The organism is Kitasatospora sp. NPDC048194 (assembly GCF_043202455.1).
GTDB lineage: Bacteria > Actinomycetota > Actinomycetes > Streptomycetales > Streptomycetaceae > Kitasatospora.
Map to the genome: position 1 here is coordinate 273,767 of NZ_JBIDAK010000003.1, position 15,230 is coordinate 288,996.

Annotated in this window: 15 protein-coding genes; 6 read left to right on the forward strand and 9 right to left on the reverse strand. The window is 74.2% G+C overall.

Annotation, left to right across the window (positions count from 1 at the left end):
- Window positions 1-32 precede the first annotated feature (32 nt).
- The 3 genes from ACGF07_RS06255 to ACGF07_RS06265 form a co-directional block, all read right to left on the reverse strand.
- A complete protein-coding gene (locus ACGF07_RS06255) occupies window positions 33-233 on the reverse strand; it encodes a DUF5326 family protein (protein WP_350745953.1) in 201 nt (66 codons plus the stop codon).
- A 192-nt stretch (window positions 234-425) separates the two neighbouring features.
- Window positions 426-1,094 carry a thiaminase II gene (tenA, locus tag ACGF07_RS06260; protein WP_392895904.1) on the reverse strand — a complete coding sequence of 223 codons (669 nt, stop codon included), beginning with the start codon at window positions 1,092-1,094 and terminating at the stop codon, window positions 426-428.
- A 131-nt stretch (window positions 1,095-1,225) separates the two neighbouring features.
- On the reverse strand, window positions 1,226-1,543 hold the full coding sequence (locus tag ACGF07_RS06265; protein ID WP_392895906.1) for a cupin domain-containing protein: 318 nt from the start codon (window positions 1,541-1,543) through the stop codon (window positions 1,226-1,228).
- 107 nt (window positions 1,544-1,650) lie between these two features.
- Between ACGF07_RS06265 and ACGF07_RS06270 the strand changes: the two genes are divergently transcribed.
- Complete coding sequence (locus ACGF07_RS06270) at window positions 1,651-2,031, forward strand: phage holin family protein (protein ID WP_392895908.1); 381 nt, start codon at window positions 1,651-1,653, stop codon at window positions 2,029-2,031.
- Between the two features lie 77 nt (window positions 2,032-2,108).
- Here the strand turns inward: ACGF07_RS06270 and ACGF07_RS06275 are convergent, their stop codons facing one another.
- Window positions 2,109-2,534 (reverse strand): SsgA family sporulation/cell division regulator, encoded by a 426-nt coding sequence (locus ACGF07_RS06275; RefSeq protein WP_392895910.1) that lies wholly within the window; start codon window positions 2,532-2,534, stop codon window positions 2,109-2,111.
- Window positions 2,535-2,750: 216 nt separating this feature from the next.
- Between ACGF07_RS06275 and ACGF07_RS06280 the strand changes: the two genes are divergently transcribed.
- Complete coding sequence (locus tag ACGF07_RS06280; RefSeq protein ID WP_350745962.1) at window positions 2,751-3,308, forward strand: NUDIX domain-containing protein; 558 nt, start codon at window positions 2,751-2,753, stop codon at window positions 3,306-3,308.
- A 3-nt stretch (window positions 3,309-3,311) separates the two neighbouring features.
- Here the strand turns inward: ACGF07_RS06280 and ACGF07_RS06285 are convergent, their stop codons facing one another.
- The 4 genes from ACGF07_RS06285 to pdhA form a co-directional block, all read right to left on the reverse strand.
- Entirely contained in the window at window positions 3,312-5,150 is a 1,839-nt protein-coding gene (locus tag ACGF07_RS06285; RefSeq protein ID WP_392895912.1) for a globin domain-containing protein, read from the reverse strand.
- Window positions 5,151-5,380: 230 nt separating this feature from the next.
- A complete protein-coding gene (locus tag ACGF07_RS06290; protein ID WP_392896073.1) occupies window positions 5,381-6,763 on the reverse strand; it encodes a dihydrolipoamide acetyltransferase family protein in 1,383 nt (460 codons plus the stop codon).
- 5 nt (window positions 6,764-6,768) lie between these two features.
- A complete protein-coding gene (locus ACGF07_RS06295) occupies window positions 6,769-7,767 on the reverse strand; it encodes an alpha-ketoacid dehydrogenase subunit beta (RefSeq protein ID WP_392895914.1) in 999 nt (332 codons plus the stop codon).
- Window positions 7,767-8,906, reverse strand: a complete 1,140-nt coding sequence (gene pdhA, locus ACGF07_RS06300; protein WP_392895916.1) for a pyruvate dehydrogenase (acetyl-transferring) E1 component subunit alpha — start codon at window positions 8,904-8,906, stop codon at window positions 7,767-7,769. The genes ACGF07_RS06295 and pdhA overlap by 1 nt, the downstream gene beginning before the upstream one ends.
- Before the next feature lie 149 nt (window positions 8,907-9,055).
- Here pdhA and ACGF07_RS06305 point away from each other — a divergent pair, with 149 nt between their 5' ends.
- On the forward strand, window positions 9,056-9,517 hold the full coding sequence (locus ACGF07_RS06305) for an Lrp/AsnC family transcriptional regulator (protein ID WP_392895918.1): 462 nt from the start codon (window positions 9,056-9,058) through the stop codon (window positions 9,515-9,517).
- Between the two features lie 12 nt (window positions 9,518-9,529).
- Here ACGF07_RS06305 and ACGF07_RS06310 read toward each other — a convergent pair whose 3' ends face one another.
- On the reverse strand, window positions 9,530-10,114 hold the full coding sequence (locus ACGF07_RS06310; RefSeq protein WP_350739500.1) for a TetR/AcrR family transcriptional regulator: 585 nt from the start codon (window positions 10,112-10,114) through the stop codon (window positions 9,530-9,532).
- Window positions 10,115-10,398: 284 nt separating this feature from the next.
- On the opposite strand from ACGF07_RS06310, the gene ACGF07_RS06315 reads away from it, so the two are divergent.
- The 3 genes from ACGF07_RS06315 (at window position 10,399) to ACGF07_RS06325 (ending at window position 15,219) form a co-directional block, all read left to right on the forward strand.
- Complete coding sequence (locus ACGF07_RS06315) at window positions 10,399-11,664, forward strand: hypothetical protein (protein ID WP_392895921.1); 1,266 nt, start codon at window positions 10,399-10,401, stop codon at window positions 11,662-11,664.
- Window positions 11,665-11,881: 217 nt separating this feature from the next.
- On the forward strand, window positions 11,882-13,582 hold the full coding sequence (gene paaN, locus ACGF07_RS06320; protein ID WP_392895923.1) for a phenylacetic acid degradation protein PaaN: 1,701 nt from the start codon (window positions 11,882-11,884) through the stop codon (window positions 13,580-13,582).
- Between the two features lie 149 nt (window positions 13,583-13,731).
- A complete protein-coding gene (locus ACGF07_RS06325) occupies window positions 13,732-15,219 on the forward strand; it encodes an FAD-dependent monooxygenase (protein WP_392895925.1) in 1,488 nt (495 codons plus the stop codon).
- The last annotated feature ends 11 nt before the right edge of the window (window positions 15,220-15,230 follow it).

Consider the following 15,230-nt stretch of genomic DNA (forward strand, 5'->3'; position numbering starts at 1 on the left):
ACCGGGCCTCCGGACGTGGGGCGGTGCCGGGGTCAGCTCCGCGCGGCCTTCTTCACCAGGATCACCACGGCGGCCGCGATGCCCACCACGACCAGCAGCTTGATCACGATGCTCAGCAGGGCGCCGACCACGCCGAAGACGAAGGCGATGAGGTTCCAGGCCAGCACCAGGACCAGCACCGGGATGACGATGTTGCGCACCCAGGAGGGCAGCGACTTCCAGAGCTCGGCCATGTCGGTTCCTCTTCTCCCCTCGGGTCGGCTGCCGTCCGGTGCCGCATCCCGCTTGCTGTCGATGCTTCGATCGTACGGGGGTCCCAGCGGCGGAACGAGGCCCGACGGCCCGGAGAGAACCCCTAGATCCCCCCGATCCCCGCCCCCGGGGTGACCCCCTAGAGGACCGGGTCGGGCACCCCCGGACGGCGGTCAGACCGGCCAGCGCTCCCCGCGCCAGGCGGCGTCCCAGAACATCCACTCGTAGCGCGAGGTCGTCCTGAAGTGCTCGACCACCCTGCGGCGTTCGGCCGCGGACAGCTCCTCGCCGATCCGGTCGGCGAGCGCCAGCACCCGGCGCACCACGGACTGGAAGGCCTCGTCGCCGTAGGTGGCGATCCACTTCGTGTACAGCGGGTCGGGGGAGCCCTGGGCGAGCAGCGCCTCGCCGACCCGGGCGTAGATCCAGTAGCAGGGCAGCACCGCGCCGAGCGCCTCGGCGAAGGACCCGCCGTAGACGGTGGCCAGCAGGTAGCTGGTGTAGGCGCGGGTGGTGGGCAGCACCGGCTCGGCGGCGGCCTCCTCGGCGGTGCCGCCGAAGGCGGTGAGGAACTCCGCGTGCATGCCCTGCTCGGCGGCCAGCGCGCCGACCGCGTCGTCGGCGAAGGCCCGGACGTCCTCCTCGCCGGGCGCCTTGGCGGCGCAGACGGCGAGCGCGCGGGCGTAGTCGCGCAGGTAGTGGGAGTCCTGGACGACGAAGTGGCGGAAGGCCTCGCGCGGCAGGGTGCCGTCGGTGAGGCCGCCGATGAAGGGGTGGGCGAGGATCTCCGCGTAGATCGGCTCGATCGACGCCCAGAGTTCCTCGGTCAGGCTTCGGCTCATGGCGACGACCCTAAGCGAACGGTCCCCGGGGCGGACCGGCGACCGGGGACACCGGGGCAACCGGGGAGGCCCGGCCCGGGCAACCGGGACGACCGGCCACCGGGACGCCCGGCAACCTGGGCGACCGGCGCTCAGTCCTCCGGCGGGGAGAACACCACCAGCACCCGCAGCTCCTCGGTGATGTGGTGGAAGCGGTGCGGGGTGCCGGCCGGGACGTACACCACGGTGCCGCGCGCCACGGTCGCGGTCTCGGAGCCGACGGTCAACTCCGCGCGGCCGCTGATCACCTGGTAGATCTCGTCCTTGTCGTGCGCGGTCTGCGGGTCGGTGTCGCCGGGGGAGAGCGCGTACAGCCCGGCGGACATCCGCGGTTCGCGCAGGAACCGCAGGTACGCACCGTCGTTGGCCGCCCGCTCGGCGTCCAGTTCGTCCAGCCGGAACAGCTTCACCGCCGCGTCCTCCCTCGTCCGCCCACCGCGTGGACCAGGTGCATTCAACACCACGGCTCCCGGCGGGAGCTTCCCCCGGGAGCCGGGCCCTGCCACTCTTGGGCGGCATGAAGGGTTTCGTCATCAAGACACTGATCAACGCGGTGGCCATCTGGGTCGCCGCCTGGATCGTCAGCGGCATCCAACTCGCCGAGGGCAGCGCCGACTGGCAGCACAAGGCCCTGACGGTGCTCGCCGTCGCCGTGGTCTTCGGCGTCATCAACTGGCTGATCAAGCCGGTGGTGAAGCTGTTCTCGTTCCCGCTGTTCATCCTCACGCTGGGTCTGATCACCTTCGTGCTCAACGCCCTGATGCTGTTGCTGACCTCCTGGGCGTCCAGCAAGCTGTCGCTGGACTTCCACGTGGTCAACTTCGTCTCCGCCCTGGTCGGTTCGCTGATCATCAGTCTGGTCTCCTGGGGCCTGCACCTGGCCCTGGACGACGACTGACGGTGTCGTGCGCGGGCCCGGAAGGGGCTCGTGCCCGGGTGTTCCGCCCGGGTGCGGGCCCCTTCGCCGTTCCGGCCTCACCCCGCGTCGCGGCCCCCGCCGAGGAGGTCCGCGAGCAGGGCCTCGAGCTGCCGCTCGGTGAGTCCCCGCCCCATCGGCACCAGCCGCTCGGTGCGCGCCAGGAAGGCGGTGAGCGGCGCCGCCGGCGCACGCAGCAGGGCCCGCCCCTCGGGCGAGTGCAACACGATGCGGACCCCACCGGGCTCCCCGTCGGCCGGGCGGATCCGCACGTCGCCCTCGCCGGCGGGCCCGCTGAGGCCGGCGACCAGCAGCTCGCGGGCGAACACCCAGCTGACCGGTGCCCCACCGGGCGGGTGGAAGGTGAACCGGACGGCGTACGGGTCGCCGGGCTCGTACGCCAGCTCCACCGCGACGCCGACGGACGCCTCGGGCGAGGCCACCAGCTCCATCACCAGGTGCCCCTGGACCGTGCTCTGCTGCATGACGCCAGTACCTCCCTTCCGCCCGGCCCTGCCCGGGCCACCCCGTCCCGCCCCGCGCCGGCAATCCCTGCCCGCTCGGCCCCGGCCGCCCCTGCCCACCCGGGCCGGCCCGCCCCGCCCCGGCGGGCCGGGACGGATCCAGCCGACCGGGTCGGCGTTTCGACCCCCGCCCGGTGCGGGAGACTCCCGCACAACGCTCCAGCCCCGGAGGTCGCCATGGGCCCCGACAACCGAACCCCGCCACCGCGCCCGGTCGTCAAACGCACCGCCCGGGCGATCCTGCTGGAGCTGGACCCGGACGATCCGTACGGCCCGGCCTCGATCGTGCTGATCCGGCGGGTCCGGCCCGGGGCGCCGCACCCGTACTGGATCACCCCCGGCGGCGGGGTCGAGCGCGAGGACCGGACGGTGGTCGAGGCGCTGCACCGCGAACTGGACGAGGAGCTCGGCGCCAAGGTTGTGGACGTGGTGCCCGCCTTCGTCGACACCATCAGCCACCCCCTCCCCCCGGGGTCCCCGACCGACGACGGCACCCCGCCGCACCCGCACGGGGTCAAGGTCCAGCACTTCTTCGTCTGCCGACTGGCCTCGATGGACCTCAGCCGACGGCACGGGCCCGAGGTGTCGGATCCGAACGGCGAGTACGAGGTGGTCCGGCTGCCGTTCACCCGCGAGGGCGTCACCTCCGTGAACGTCGTCCCGCCCCGGCTGCGGGCGTACCTGGCGGCCAACATCGAGGGCATCCGGGCGCTCCTCGCTCCCGACCTCGGCTGAGCTTCAGCCCGCCGCCAGGTCGCCCACCAGGTCGTGGCGGATCCGCCCGGCCGGCACGCCCGCCCGCAGCAGCGCCTCGACGCCGCGGCGGACCATCGCGGGCGGGCCGCTGAGCACCGCCTCGCGACCGGCCCAGGACCCGAACCGGCCGACCACCTCCGGAAGTTCACCGGCCAGCGCGCCCTCGACCGGACCGGTGCCGGACAGCACCGGCCGCACGGTCAGCCAGGGGTTGCGCCCGGCCAACTCGCGCAGACCGTCCAGTTCGTACAGCTCGGCGGCACGACGGGCGCCGTAGAACACCTCGACGCTGCGACCGGCCGCTCCGTGCTCGGCGGCCTCCTCGACCAGTGCCCGGATCGGGGCGATGCCGGTGCCCCCGCCGAGGCAGAGCAGGTCGGCGCCGGCGGTGTGGTCGACGGTCATCGCGCCGGCCGCCGGGCCGAGCCGCAGCACGTCACCGGGGGCCGCCCGGTGCACCAGCGCGTTGCTGACCCAGCCCGCCTGGACGGCCTTGACGTGGAAGGTCAGCAGACCGTCCGGGCGGGGCGCCGAGGCGAAGGAGTAGTGCCGCCAGACCCGCGGCCACCAGGGCGTCTCCAGGCTGCAGTACTGGCCGGCCCGGAACGGGTAGGCCTGGTCCGGCCGGACGGTGATCACCGCGACGTCCCGGGTGCGGCGCTCGTGCCGGACCACCTCGCCCTGCCACCAGGGCGGCGAGGTGCGGGCGGCCTCCTCGGCGGCCTCGATCATGGTGGTGGAGATCAGCCGGTAGGCCCGGCGCCAGGCGATCTCGGTACCGGCGTCCCAGCGGCTGCCCGCGAACGCGGCCAGCGCCTGCACCAGGCACTCCCCGACCGGGGCGTAGTGGCCGGTCAGGGTGCCGTAGCGGCGGTGGCCGCGGCCGAGCGCACCCAGCCTGGCCCGCAGCGCCGCCGGGTCCCCCGCGCCGCGGGCGGCGGCGAGCAGGGTGCGGAACAGCCGGTCGCGCTGGACGTCCATGGCGGCGGGGAAGAGCGAGCGGACCTCGGGGTGGCGCAGGAAGAGCAGGGCGTAGAAGTGCGCGGTCGCCCGGTCGGCGACCGGTTCGACGACGGCGAGGCTGGCCAGGATCAGGTCGACGTCGTGCGAGGTCAGCGGGAGGTCGACGGCGGGGTTGCTCCGCAGAGCGCTGTCGGGCGCGTCGGCGGGATGCCCCACCGGGAGGCCGGGCGTGTGCGCGGGGTGGGAGGTGCAGGCGGGGTGGGAGGTGCAGGCGGGGTGGGAGGTGCAGGCGGGGTGGGAGGTGTGCCCGGGGTGGGGCGCGGCGGGCGGCTGCGCGGCCCAGGCTTCGCTCCACCGGTCGCCCTGGCCCGACCAGTTGAGGCCCGGAGCGTCGGCGAACAGGGGCTGGAAGGCGGGGGCGGTGCCGGTGGTCGAGGGCGGCGCCGGGTAGCTCGGCGCGGGTACGGTCGGCGGCTGGGTGGGCCGCTCCGGGATCACCGGACGGGCGGGCGCGGCGCCCGCAGCAGGCAGGTCACCCCCCGCGGGGACGGCACCCCCGGTGGGGCCGGCACCCCCGGTGGAAAGGACGTCGGCGGCGGGCGCGACGGCCCCAGCGGGCGCGGCGCCCCCAGCGGGTACCGCGTCCGTCACCCGCGGCAGGACGGCCGTCGGCGCCTCCGCCGGCGCCGACGGCGGGAGGTCCGGCGGGTCCAGCGGCATCGGCGGGCGGACGGACCGTTCCCCGGCCGGGGTTCCGGCCGCCTCCGGCCGGGGCGGCAGCTCCGGAAGCCCCGGGACGGAGGCGGCCCCCGCCGAGCCGTGCCCGGTGCGGATCAGAAGTGTTCTGCGGGGCTTCACCGCTACGTTTCGAGTACCCAAGAGAATCGTTTCGCCTCCGGCCGGCCTGCGCCACCACCTGGCTTGGCTCTGCTGATGCCTAGGCAGCGTGGCACGCCCGAAGTACTCATCCGACAAATCACGCGAAGCCCGGACGCCCGGCCCGGGAACGCGCTACTCTCGCTCGATCGGCGGTCGCCCTGAGTGCCGAGCAGCACACCCAGGGCGATCACCGCCTGGTCGGACCGGGCTCAGAGCTGCCGCAGCAGCATCCCCGGCTGCTCGACGCAGTCCGCCACGAAGCGCAGGAAGCCGCCCGCCGTGCCGCCGTCGCAGACCCGGTGGTCGAAGGTGAACGACAGCTGGGTCACCTCGCGCACCGCCAACTCCCCACCGTGCACCCAGGGTTTGGCGACGATCCGGCCGACCCCGAGCATCGCCGCCTCGGGGTGGTTGAGGATCGGCGTGGAGCCGTCCACGCCGAACACCCCGTAGTTGTTCAAGGTGAACGTACCGCCGGTCAGTTCGGCCGGAGTGAGCGACCCCTTGCGCGCCGACTCGGTCAACCTCCCCAGCTCCTCGCCGAGTTGTTCGGTGCTGAGGCGCTGCGCGTCCCGCACCACCGGGACGACCAGGCCGCGTTCCCCCTGGGCGGCGAAGCCCAGGTGCACCGCCGAGTGCCGGACGATCCCCGAACCGTCCTCGGTCACGCTGGAGTTGAGCTCGGGGAAGCGCGCCAACGCGACCGTGCAGATCCGGGCCAGCAGCGCCAGCACGCTCACCTTCGGGCCCGCCGTCGCGTTCAACTGCCGCCGCAGCGCCATCAGTTCGGTGGCGTCCGCGTCGACCCAGCAGGTCGCGGCCGGGATCTCCCGGTGGCTGCGGCTGAGCTTGTCGGCCACCGCCTTGCGCAGTCCGCGCAGCGGGACGACGTCCGCCCCGGCCGCCGGAGCGGCGGCCTGCGCGGTGACCGCCGGAGCCGCCACCTTGGCCGCGACCGCCCGCTCGACGTCCGCACGCATGATCAGTCCGTCCGGGCCGCTCCCGGTGAGCGCGGCCAGGTCGACCCCCTGCTCCCGGGCCAGCCGCCGCACCAACGGCGAGATCACCGGCACCACGGCCGGCCCGGCAGGAACCGCCGGAGCCGCCGGAGCCGCCGCAGCAGGAGCCCCAGCAGCGGAAACGGCAGCAGCGGCGACCGGGGCCGGCGCGGCCACCGCAGCGGGACCGGCCCCGCCGACCCGACGCCGCCGCGCACCCCTGCTCTCCGCGACCCCGTACCCGACCAGCGGCCGTTCGACCTCCGCGGCGGAAGCATCGGCGGGAACAGCGGCGGACGCGCCTCCCGGCCCGTCCAGCACCCCGCCGTCCAGCGCACCGCCCTCCGCCGGCGCCACCGCGACCGTCACCAGCGGCGCGCCGACGGCGATCTCCTCACCCTCCCCGCCGTACCGCGCGGTGACCACCCCGCCGTACGGGCAGGGCACCTCCACCACGGCCTTGGCCGTCTCCACCTCCACCACCGGCTGGTCGACCGCGATGACGTCACCGACCTCGACCATCCAGCGGACCACCTCCGCCCCGGTGAGTCCCTCACCGAGGTCGGGCAGCCGGAACTCCCGCACGACGGGCATCATCCTCAGTCCTCCCACTGCAGCCGGGCGACCGCGTCCAGGATCCGGTCCACCCCGGGCAGGTGGTGGTGCTCCAGCATCGGCGGCGGGTACGGGATGTCGAAGCCGGTGACCCGCAGCACCGGCGCGGCCAGGTGGTGGAAGCAGCGCTCGGTGACCCGCGCGGCGATCTCCGCCCCGGTCCCGCCGAAGCCGCTCGCCTCGTGCACCACCACGGCCCGGCCGATCGAGCGCACCACCCGGGTGACGGTCTCGTCGTCGAAGGGCACCAGGGTGCGCAGGTCCAGCACCGCGAGGTCCCAGCCCTCGGCGCGCGCCGCCTCGGCCGCCTCCAGGCAGACCGGCAGCGAGGGGCCGTAGGTGATCAGCACGGCGGAGGTGCCGGTGCGCCGCAGCACGGCCCGGCCGATCGGCTCCACCGGCGCGGCCGGGTCGAACTCGGCCTTCCCCCAGTACAGCCGCTTGGGCTCCAGGAAGACCACCGGGTCGTCGGAGGCGATCGAGGCGCGCAGCAGCCCGTAGGCGTCCGCCACCGTCCCCGGGGTGACCACGTGCAGGCCCGGGGTGCTGGTGTAGTACGCCTCGGAGGCGTCGCTGTGGTGCTCGACGCCGCCGATGCCGCCGCCGTACGGGATGCGCACGGTGATCGGCAGCGGGAGCTTGCCCGCGGTGCGGTTGCGCATCTTGGCGACGTGCGAGAACAGCTGCTCCAGCGCGGGGTAGGCGAAGGCGTCGAACTGCATCTCGACCACCGGGCGCAGCCCGTACATCGCCATGCCGATCGCGGTGCCGAGGATGCCGGCCTCGGCCAGCGGGGTGTCCAGGCAGCGCTCGGGGCCGAACTCGGCGGTCAGCCCGTCGGTGATCCGGAAGACGCCGCCGAGCCGGCCGACGTCCTCGCCGAGCACGTGCACCGCCGGGTCGTCGCGCATGGCGTCGCGCAGTGCGGAGTTGAGCGCCTGCGCCATGGAGGCGGTGCGCGCGGAGACGGCTGTCGGGGACATCAGTGCTGCACCTCGGCCTCGGCGGCCAGCTCGGCGGACAACTGGGCGGCCTGTTCCCGCAGTTGCGGGGTCGGCTCGGCGTAGACGTGGGCGAACAGCGCCATCGGGTCGAGCTCCGGGTCGGCGTGGAACTCGGCCCGCATCCGGGCCGCGAGCTGCTCCGCCTCGTCGGCCGCGTCCTGGACCAGCCGGTCGTCCAGCCCGCCGAGGTCGCGCAGTGCGCGCTCCATCAGCAGGATCGGGTCGTGCTCCCGCCAGGCGGCCACCTCGGGCTCGGTGCGGTAGCGGGTGGCGTCGTCGGCGTTGGTGTGGGCCTCGATCCGGTAGGTGAGCGCCTCGACCAGGGTCGGGCCCTCGCCGCTGCGGGCCCGCTCGACCGCCTCGGTGAGCACGGAGTGCAGGGCGGGCGCGTCGTTGCCGTCCACCAGCCGGCCCGGCATGCCGTAGCCGACGGCCTTGTGGGCCAGGCTGGGCGCGGCGGACTGGGCGCTGAGCGGGACGGAGATGGCGTAGCCGTTGTTCTGCACCAGGAAGACCACCGGGGCCCGGAGCACGGCCGCGAAGTTCAGCGCCTCGTGGAAGTCGCCCTCGCTGGTGCCGCCGTCGCCGAGCATGGCGAGTGCGACCACCGGCTCGCCGCTCAGCCGGGCGGCGTGCGCCAGGCCGACGGCGTGCGGCGCCTGGGTGCCGAGCGGGGTGCAGAGCGGGGCGGTCCGGCTGGCGCGCGGGTCGTAGCCGGTGTGGGCGTTGCCGCGCAGCAGGGTCAGCGCCTCCAGCGGGTCGACGCCCCGGGAGACCACGGCGAGGGTGTCGCGGTAGCTGGGGAACAGCCAGTCGCGCTCGCCGAGCACCAGCGCGGCGGCCACCTGGCAGGCCTCCTGGCCGGTGGAGGCGGGGTAGACGGCGAGGCGGCCCTGCTTGGTGAGGGTGGTGGCCTGCTGGTTGTAGCGGCGGCCGATCACCAGGCGGCGGTAGAGCTCGCGCAGCAGTGCCGGGTCGTACTTCTCCAGGGCGGGGGTGCCGAGCACCCGGACGGGGGAGACGTCCGGGAGGAGGGGTGCGGGGTCGGTGCGGGGGGCGGTGGCGCCGGGCAGCCAGCCGGGTACCACCGTGTGGTGTCTGTGGTCGAGAACGGTCATCTCGGGGCACCTCCAGGGGTGGCGGGGGCTCCCTACCGATTGTTCGGTCGTCTGTTCATCTTGACCAGAACCGTGACAAGGTGGTGGACATTCGGCCCGAGCGGAGGTCGACTGGTGGCAGTGCGTCCAATCGGTGAGGGTGGGGGGTCATGTCGGCTGAACAGATGTCCAGACTCGACCGGGTCGACCGTTCGATCCTGCGGCTGCTGCAGCAGGACGGTCGCGCCTCGATCCGCTCGGTGGCCGAGCGGGTGCACGTGTCCCGGGCCAATGCGTACGCCCGGATCTCCAGGATGGTCGAGGACGGCGTCATCCGCGGCTTCACCGCCAGGGTGGACCACGAACGGGCGGGTCAGGGTGCGTCCGCGTACGTCACCCTGAAGATCGTCCAGAATTCCTGGCGCACCGTGCGCGAGCAGCTGCTGGAGCTGCCCGGGGTCGCCCACATCGCCCTGGTCGGCGGGGACTTCGACGTGCTGCTGCTGGTCCACACCGCCGACAACCACGCGCTGCGGGACCTGGTGCTCAACCGGATCCAGTCCATCCCGCAGGTGCTCGGCACACGAACCATGCTGGTGTTCGAGGAGACCGACCAGGTCCCGCCGGACTGACGCCCGGCGGCCTCAGCGCGCCCGCAGCCCGTCGAAGGCCAGGTGCACCACGGCGTCGGCGACCCCGTCGGCGGCCTTCAGCCCCGGGCGGTACCACTCCACGATCGAGTTGATCATCCCGAACAGCAGCCGGGTGGCCAGCCGCGGCTCCACGTCCGCGCGCAGCGCGCCGTCCGCGACCGCCGCCCGCAGCAGTTCGGCGACCTGGTGGTCGAAGTCGCGCCGGCGCTCCAACGCCCACTGCTCGGTGGCCGTGTTCCCGCGCACCCGCAGCAGCAGCGTCACGTACGGCAGCTCCGCCAGCAGCACCTCGGCGGTGCGCCGCACCACGTGCTCCAGCCGCTCCACCGCCGGGCCCTCGACCGCGGCCGGCTCGGCCAGGATCGCGAACAGCCCGTCCAGCGCCCGCCCCACCGCCAGCCGCAGCAGCTCCTCCTTGCCTCGGACGTGGTGGTAGATGGAGGACTTGGAGATCCCGGCCGCCCGGGACAGGTCCTCCATCGAGGTGCCGTCGTAACCGCGCTCGTTGAACACGTCGACGGTCACCGCGAGCAGTGACTCGACGGTGTAGGCGGTGCGCGTGGTGTGATCGGCCATCCTCCGAGTATCCCCGGCCGCCCGGACCGGCACGCGATCGGGTCGGCCGGTCCGCGCCGCACCGCACCGGGCCGCCCGGCCCGCGCTCCGCCGCCCTGCACCGGGCCGCCCGGCCCGCGCCCGGCCGTCCCGCACTGCACCACGCCGCGCCTCGCCGCACTCCGCCGTCCCGCACCGGGCCGCCCGGCCCGCGCCCGGCCGTCCGATCCCTGCCGGGCCCGGCGGGGACCACCTAGAATTCGGCGGACGATCGTCCACGTCCAGCAGGCTGGGGTCCACCGCTGATGAACGCAATACCGGCAGTCTCCTCCGACGCGCCCGAGCGGCGCAGCGAGGAGCCGGAGGGCGTGCCGAACACCTGGCAGGACCGCGCCCGCGCGCTGGTCGTCCGCTTCGGCCCGGCCGTGTGGTGCTACGCGGTGCTGAAGCTGATCGGCTTCACCGTGTTCATGAAGCTGCTGTCCTTCGCCGGGGACTACGCGAAGAAGCCGGCCCGGTTCGGCGGCGGCGCCAACACCTGGGACGTGCTGGCCAGCTGGGACGGCTGGTGGTACCAGCAGGTCGCGCAGTTCGGCTACCACCCCGCGCTGGTGCCGGTGCCCGGCGGGCTGCCCGGCTTCACCATCGAGCAGAACTCGGCCGCCTTCTTCCCGCTCTACCCGGGCCTGATGCGGCTGACCTCGGACGTCACCGGGCTCGGCCTGTACGGCGCCGGGATGCTGGTCTCGGTCGTGGCCTCGCTGTTCGCCGCCGCCGGCATCTACGCCGTGGTGGACCGGATGGCCGGGCCCCGGGCGGGCGTGATCGCGGCGGGGATCTGGGCGATCGCCCCGGGCTCGGGCGCCGAGTGGGCGGTCTACTCGGACTCCCTGTTCGTCGCCCTCGCCGCCTGGGCCTGCTACTTCGTGATGACCAAGCAGTGGGTGACGGCCGGGGTGGTCACCCTGGTCGCCGGACTCAACCGGCCGACCGCGGCGGCGCTGATCGGCGCGGTCGGGCTGGCCGCGCTGGTCGAGCTGTACCGGCGGGAGAGCGGCGTGCTGCGCCCGCTGGCGGCGATGGCGCTGGCCCCGGTCGGCCTGCTCGGCTACGTGGCCTGGGTGGGCTGGCGGACGGGCGAGTGGGGCGGCTACTTCCGGCTGCAGCACGACGCCTGGCTGCACTACTTCGACTGGGGACAGGGCACCTGGCACTCGGTCCGCGGCGTGCTGCTGGGCCGCAACGACTACCCCTTCGCCTTCCCGGTGCCCGACCTGCTGGCCACCCTGATCGTGCTCAGCCTGCCGGTGCTGATCGTGCTGCTGCTCCGGCTGCGGCCGCCGCTGGTGCTGACCGCCTACACGCTGGCGACGATCGTCTCGGTGCTCGGCAGCCTGGGCATCTTCGGCAACGTCTCGCGCTACCTGCTGCCGGCGTTCCCGCTGTTCATCGCGCTCGCGGTGGGGATGCGCAAGCTCAGCTGGCCGGTCCTGGCGGCGGTGCTGGGCACCGGCGCGATCGCCTCGGGCTGGTACGCCGGGTACGTGATCTTCGAGCTCGGCGTGCCGTAACCCGCCGCATCTTCGAGCCCGGCATGCCGTAAACCGCCGCATCTTCGAGCCCGGCGTGCCGCGACCGCCGTCCGCACCGAGCTCAGGGGGGCGCGTCCACCAAGGACGCGCCCTCCGTCGTCCCCGCCGCGATCCGATCCCCGCACACCCTCTTGAGCCGACCGATCGTTCGGTTACCCTGTGACGTGTCCCGTCCTCCCTCCTGAGGAGCGCACAGATGTCCGCAGCGGTCACCCACCCCTTCGTCAGCGAGCTGGTCGAACGCCACCAGGCCACCCTGGACGCCGCGCTCGCCGCCGCCGCGAAGCGCGACTACTGGTCCCCGTACCCCGAGTTCCCGAAGGCATACGGCGAGACCGGCCCGGCGGACGGCAAGGCCGCCTTCGACGCCCTGCTCGGCAAGCCCTTCGTCCTCGACGGCCACCCCACCGACGGCGACCAGGTCGGCGGCGAGGCCTCCCCGTACGGCATCGAGCTGGGCATCACCTACCCGCACGCCGGCCCGGACGCCCTGATCGCCGCGATGCTCGCCGCCCGCCCCGGCTGGGCCGCCGCCTCCCCGAAGGAGCGCACCGCGGTCTGCCTGGAGATCCTGCACCGGATCAACGCCCGCTCGCACGAGTTCGCCCAGGCCGTCATGCACACCACCGGCCAGGCCTACGGCATGGCCTTCCAGGCCGGCGGCCCGCACGCCCAGGACCGCGGCCTGGAGGCCGTCGCCTACGCCTACGCCGAGCAGACCCGGCTGCCCGAGCAGGCCGGCTGGACCAAGCCGCAGGGCAAGCGCGAACCCCTGGTGATGACCAAGGAGTTCACCGTCGTCCCGCGCGGCCTCGCGCTGCTCATCGGCTGCAACACCTTCCCCACCTGGAACGGCTACCCGGGCCTGTTCGCCTCGCTGGCCACCGGGAACCCGGTGCTGGTCAAGCCGCACCCGCGGGCCGTGCTGCCGCTCGCGCTGACCGTCGCCGTCGCCCGCGAGGTGCTCTCCGAGGCCGGCTTCGACCCCAACCTGGTCTGCCTGGCCGCCGAGCACGAGGGCGGCACCGTCGCCCAGACCCTCGCCGTGCGGCCCGAGATCAAGATGATCGACTACACCGGCTCGACCGCCTTCGGCGACTGGCTGGAGGAGAACGCCCGGCAGGCACAGGTCTACACGGAGAAGGCCGGCGTCAACGCCGTGGTCATCGACTCCACCGACGACTACAAGGGCATGCTGGGCAACCTGGCCTTCGCGCTCTCGCTCTACAGCGGCCAGATGTGCACCACCCCGCAGAACCTGCTGATCCCGCGCGGCGGCATCAGCACCGACCAGGGCGACAAGTCCTTCGACGAGGTGGTCGCCGACCTCGGCGCCGCCATCGAGGCCCTGCTCTCCGACGACGCCCGCGCCGCCGCCATCCTCGGTGCCGTGGTCAACCCGGGCGTGCTGCAGCGCTCGGCTGCCGCGGCCGGCGGCGAGTACGGCGAACTCGCCCTCGCCCCGCGCCAGGTGACCTCGCCCGACTTCCCCGGCGCGACCCTCCGCACGCCCGCGCTGGTCAAGCTGGACGCCGACAAGCCGGACGACCGCTCGGTGTTCCGCAGCGAGTGCTTCGGCCCGGTCTCCTTCGCCGTCGCCGTCGAGTCCACCCCCGCCGCCGTGGAACTGCTGCGCACCACCGTCCGGGAGAAGGGCGCGATGACCGCGACCGGCTACACCACCTCGCCCGAGGTGGAGGCCCTGCTCGTCGAGGCCGCGCTGGACGCCGGCGTCTCGCTCTCGCTCAACCTCACCGGCGGGGTCTACCCCAACCAGACCGCCGCCTTCTCCGACCTGCACGGCACCGGCGCCAACCCGGCCGCCAACTCGGCCTACTGCGACGGCGCCTTCGTCGCCAACCGGTTCCGCACGGTGGAGATCCGCCGGCACGCCTGATCCGGCGCACCGGCCGCGCCGGTCCCCCGGTGGTCCTCGGGCCACCGGGGGACCGGCGGTTCACAGCGATCGCGGGGCCCGCGATGATGGAGGCTGGGGGAGCGCCGGAAACGGCGTTCGACCGTCCTCCGAACACCGGGAGCTGATACATGACCGTGAAGCCGACGACCGATACCGACGTCATCATCGTCGGCGCCGGACCGACCGGACTGCTGCTGGCCGGCGACCTCGCCGCCGCCGGAGTCGGCGTCACCGTCCTGGAGAAGCGCACCGCCGAGTCCAACCTCACCCGGGCCTTCGCCGTGCACGCCCGCAGCCTGGAGCTGCTGGACGCCCGGGGCCTGGCCGACGAACTCATCGCCACCGGCCGGCCGCTCGGCGCGCTGCGGATGTTCAACCGCGTCGCGATCGACCTCGGCACGCTGCCCACCCGCTTCCCGTTCGTCCTGATCACCCCCCAGTACCACGTCGAGCGGCTGCTGGAGGGCCGCGCCGAGAAGGCCGGCGCCGTCATCCTGCGCGGCGCCGAGGTCACCGGACTGCGCCAGGACGCCGAGGGCGTCACCCTGGAGACCGGCGACGGGCGGACGCACCGCGCCCGCTACGCCGTCGGCACCGACGGTGTCCGCTCCGCCGTCCGCGAGCTGCTCGGCATCCCGTTCCCCGGCGAGGCCGTGGTCGACTCCGTGATGCTGGCCGACGTCCGGCTGGAGCGCGAGCCCGCCGACGCGATCGCCGTCGGCGCCAACAAGGCCGGCTTCTCCTTCATCGCCCCGTTCGGCGACGGCTGGTACCGGGTCATCGCCTGGGACCGCGACGAGCAGCACCCGGACGGCAGCGCCCCCACGGCCGAGCAGCTCACCACGGTCGTCCGGGCCACCCAGGGCGAGGACTACGGGCTGCACGAGGTGCGCTGGAGCTCCACCTTCCACAGTGACGAGCGCCAGGCCCCCAACTACCGCTCTGGCCGGGTCTTCCTGGCCGGCGACGCCGCCCACTGCCACTCCCCGGCCGGCGGCCAGGGCATGAACACCGGCCTCCAGGACGCCGCCAACCTGTCCTGGAAGCTCGCCGCCGCCCTGCAGGGCCGGGCCACCGACGCCCTGCTCGACACCTACCAGGCCGAGCGGCACCCGGTCGGCAGGACGGTGCTGCGCACCTCGGGCGCGCTGATCCGGATCGCGCTCGCCGAGTCCGCCCCCACCCGCGCCCTGCGCGGGGCGCTCACCGCGCTCGGCAGCCACCTCGACCCGCTGAGCGAGCGCGGCGCCCGGATGGTCTCCGGCATCGAGATCTCCTACCCGGCGCCCAAGGGTGCCCACCCGCAGGTCGGCAAGCGCGTCCCGGACCTGCGGCTGACCTCGCTGAGCAAGCCCGAGGAGGGCGCCCCGGCCGGCCCCGAGCGGCTCTACGAGGCGCTGCGCGCGGGGAAGTTCGTCCTGGTCAGCAATGACGAGCTGAGCGCCGCCGGGCCCTGGGCGGAGCGCATGGTCTCCGCCGCCCCCGCCGACCCGCACGGCAAGCTGGCCGACACCGTGCTGCTGATCCGCCCGGACGGCTACGTCGCCTGGGCCGCCGTGGACCCGGGCCAGGGCGAGCTCGCCGACGCCCTCACCGCCTGGCTGGGCGCCGCCTGACGAGCGGTCGG

Bases quoted from the DNA above. Each gene is read 5' to 3' on its own strand.
- ACGF07_RS06255 (WP_350745953.1), bottom strand. From the start codon at position 233: ATGGCCGAGCTCTGGAAGTCGCTGCCCTCCTGGGTGCGCAACATCGTC.
- tenA (WP_392895904.1), bottom strand. From the start codon at position 1,094: ATGAGCCGAAGCCTGACCGAGGAACTCTGGGCGTCGATCGAGCCGATC.
- ACGF07_RS06270 (WP_392895908.1), top strand. From the start codon at position 1,651: ATGAAGGGTTTCGTCATCAAGACACTGATCAACGCGGTGGCCATCTGG.
- ACGF07_RS06275 (WP_392895910.1), bottom strand. From the start codon at position 2,534: ATGCAGCAGAGCACGGTCCAGGGGCACCTGGTGATGGAGCTGGTGGCC.
- ACGF07_RS06280 (WP_350745962.1), top strand. From the start codon at position 2,751: ATGGGCCCCGACAACCGAACCCCGCCACCGCGCCCGGTCGTCAAACGC.
- ACGF07_RS06290 (WP_392896073.1), bottom strand. From the start codon at position 6,763: ATGCCCGTCGTGCGGGAGTTCCGGCTGCCCGACCTCGGTGAGGGACTC.
- ACGF07_RS06295 (WP_392895914.1), bottom strand. From the start codon at position 7,767: ATGTCCCCGACAGCCGTCTCCGCGCGCACCGCCTCCATGGCGCAGGCG.
- pdhA (WP_392895916.1), bottom strand. From the start codon at position 8,906: ATGACCGTTCTCGACCACAGACACCACACGGTGGTACCCGGCTGGCTG.
- ACGF07_RS06305 (WP_392895918.1), top strand. From the start codon at position 9,056: ATGTCGGCTGAACAGATGTCCAGACTCGACCGGGTCGACCGTTCGATC.
- ACGF07_RS06310 (WP_350739500.1), bottom strand. From the start codon at position 10,114: ATGGCCGATCACACCACGCGCACCGCCTACACCGTCGAGTCACTGCTC.
- ACGF07_RS06315 (WP_392895921.1), top strand. From the start codon at position 10,399: ATGAACGCAATACCGGCAGTCTCCTCCGACGCGCCCGAGCGGCGCAGC.
- paaN (WP_392895923.1), top strand. From the start codon at position 11,882: ATGTCCGCAGCGGTCACCCACCCCTTCGTCAGCGAGCTGGTCGAACGC.
- ACGF07_RS06325 (WP_392895925.1), top strand. From the start codon at position 13,732: ATGACCGTGAAGCCGACGACCGATACCGACGTCATCATCGTCGGCGCC.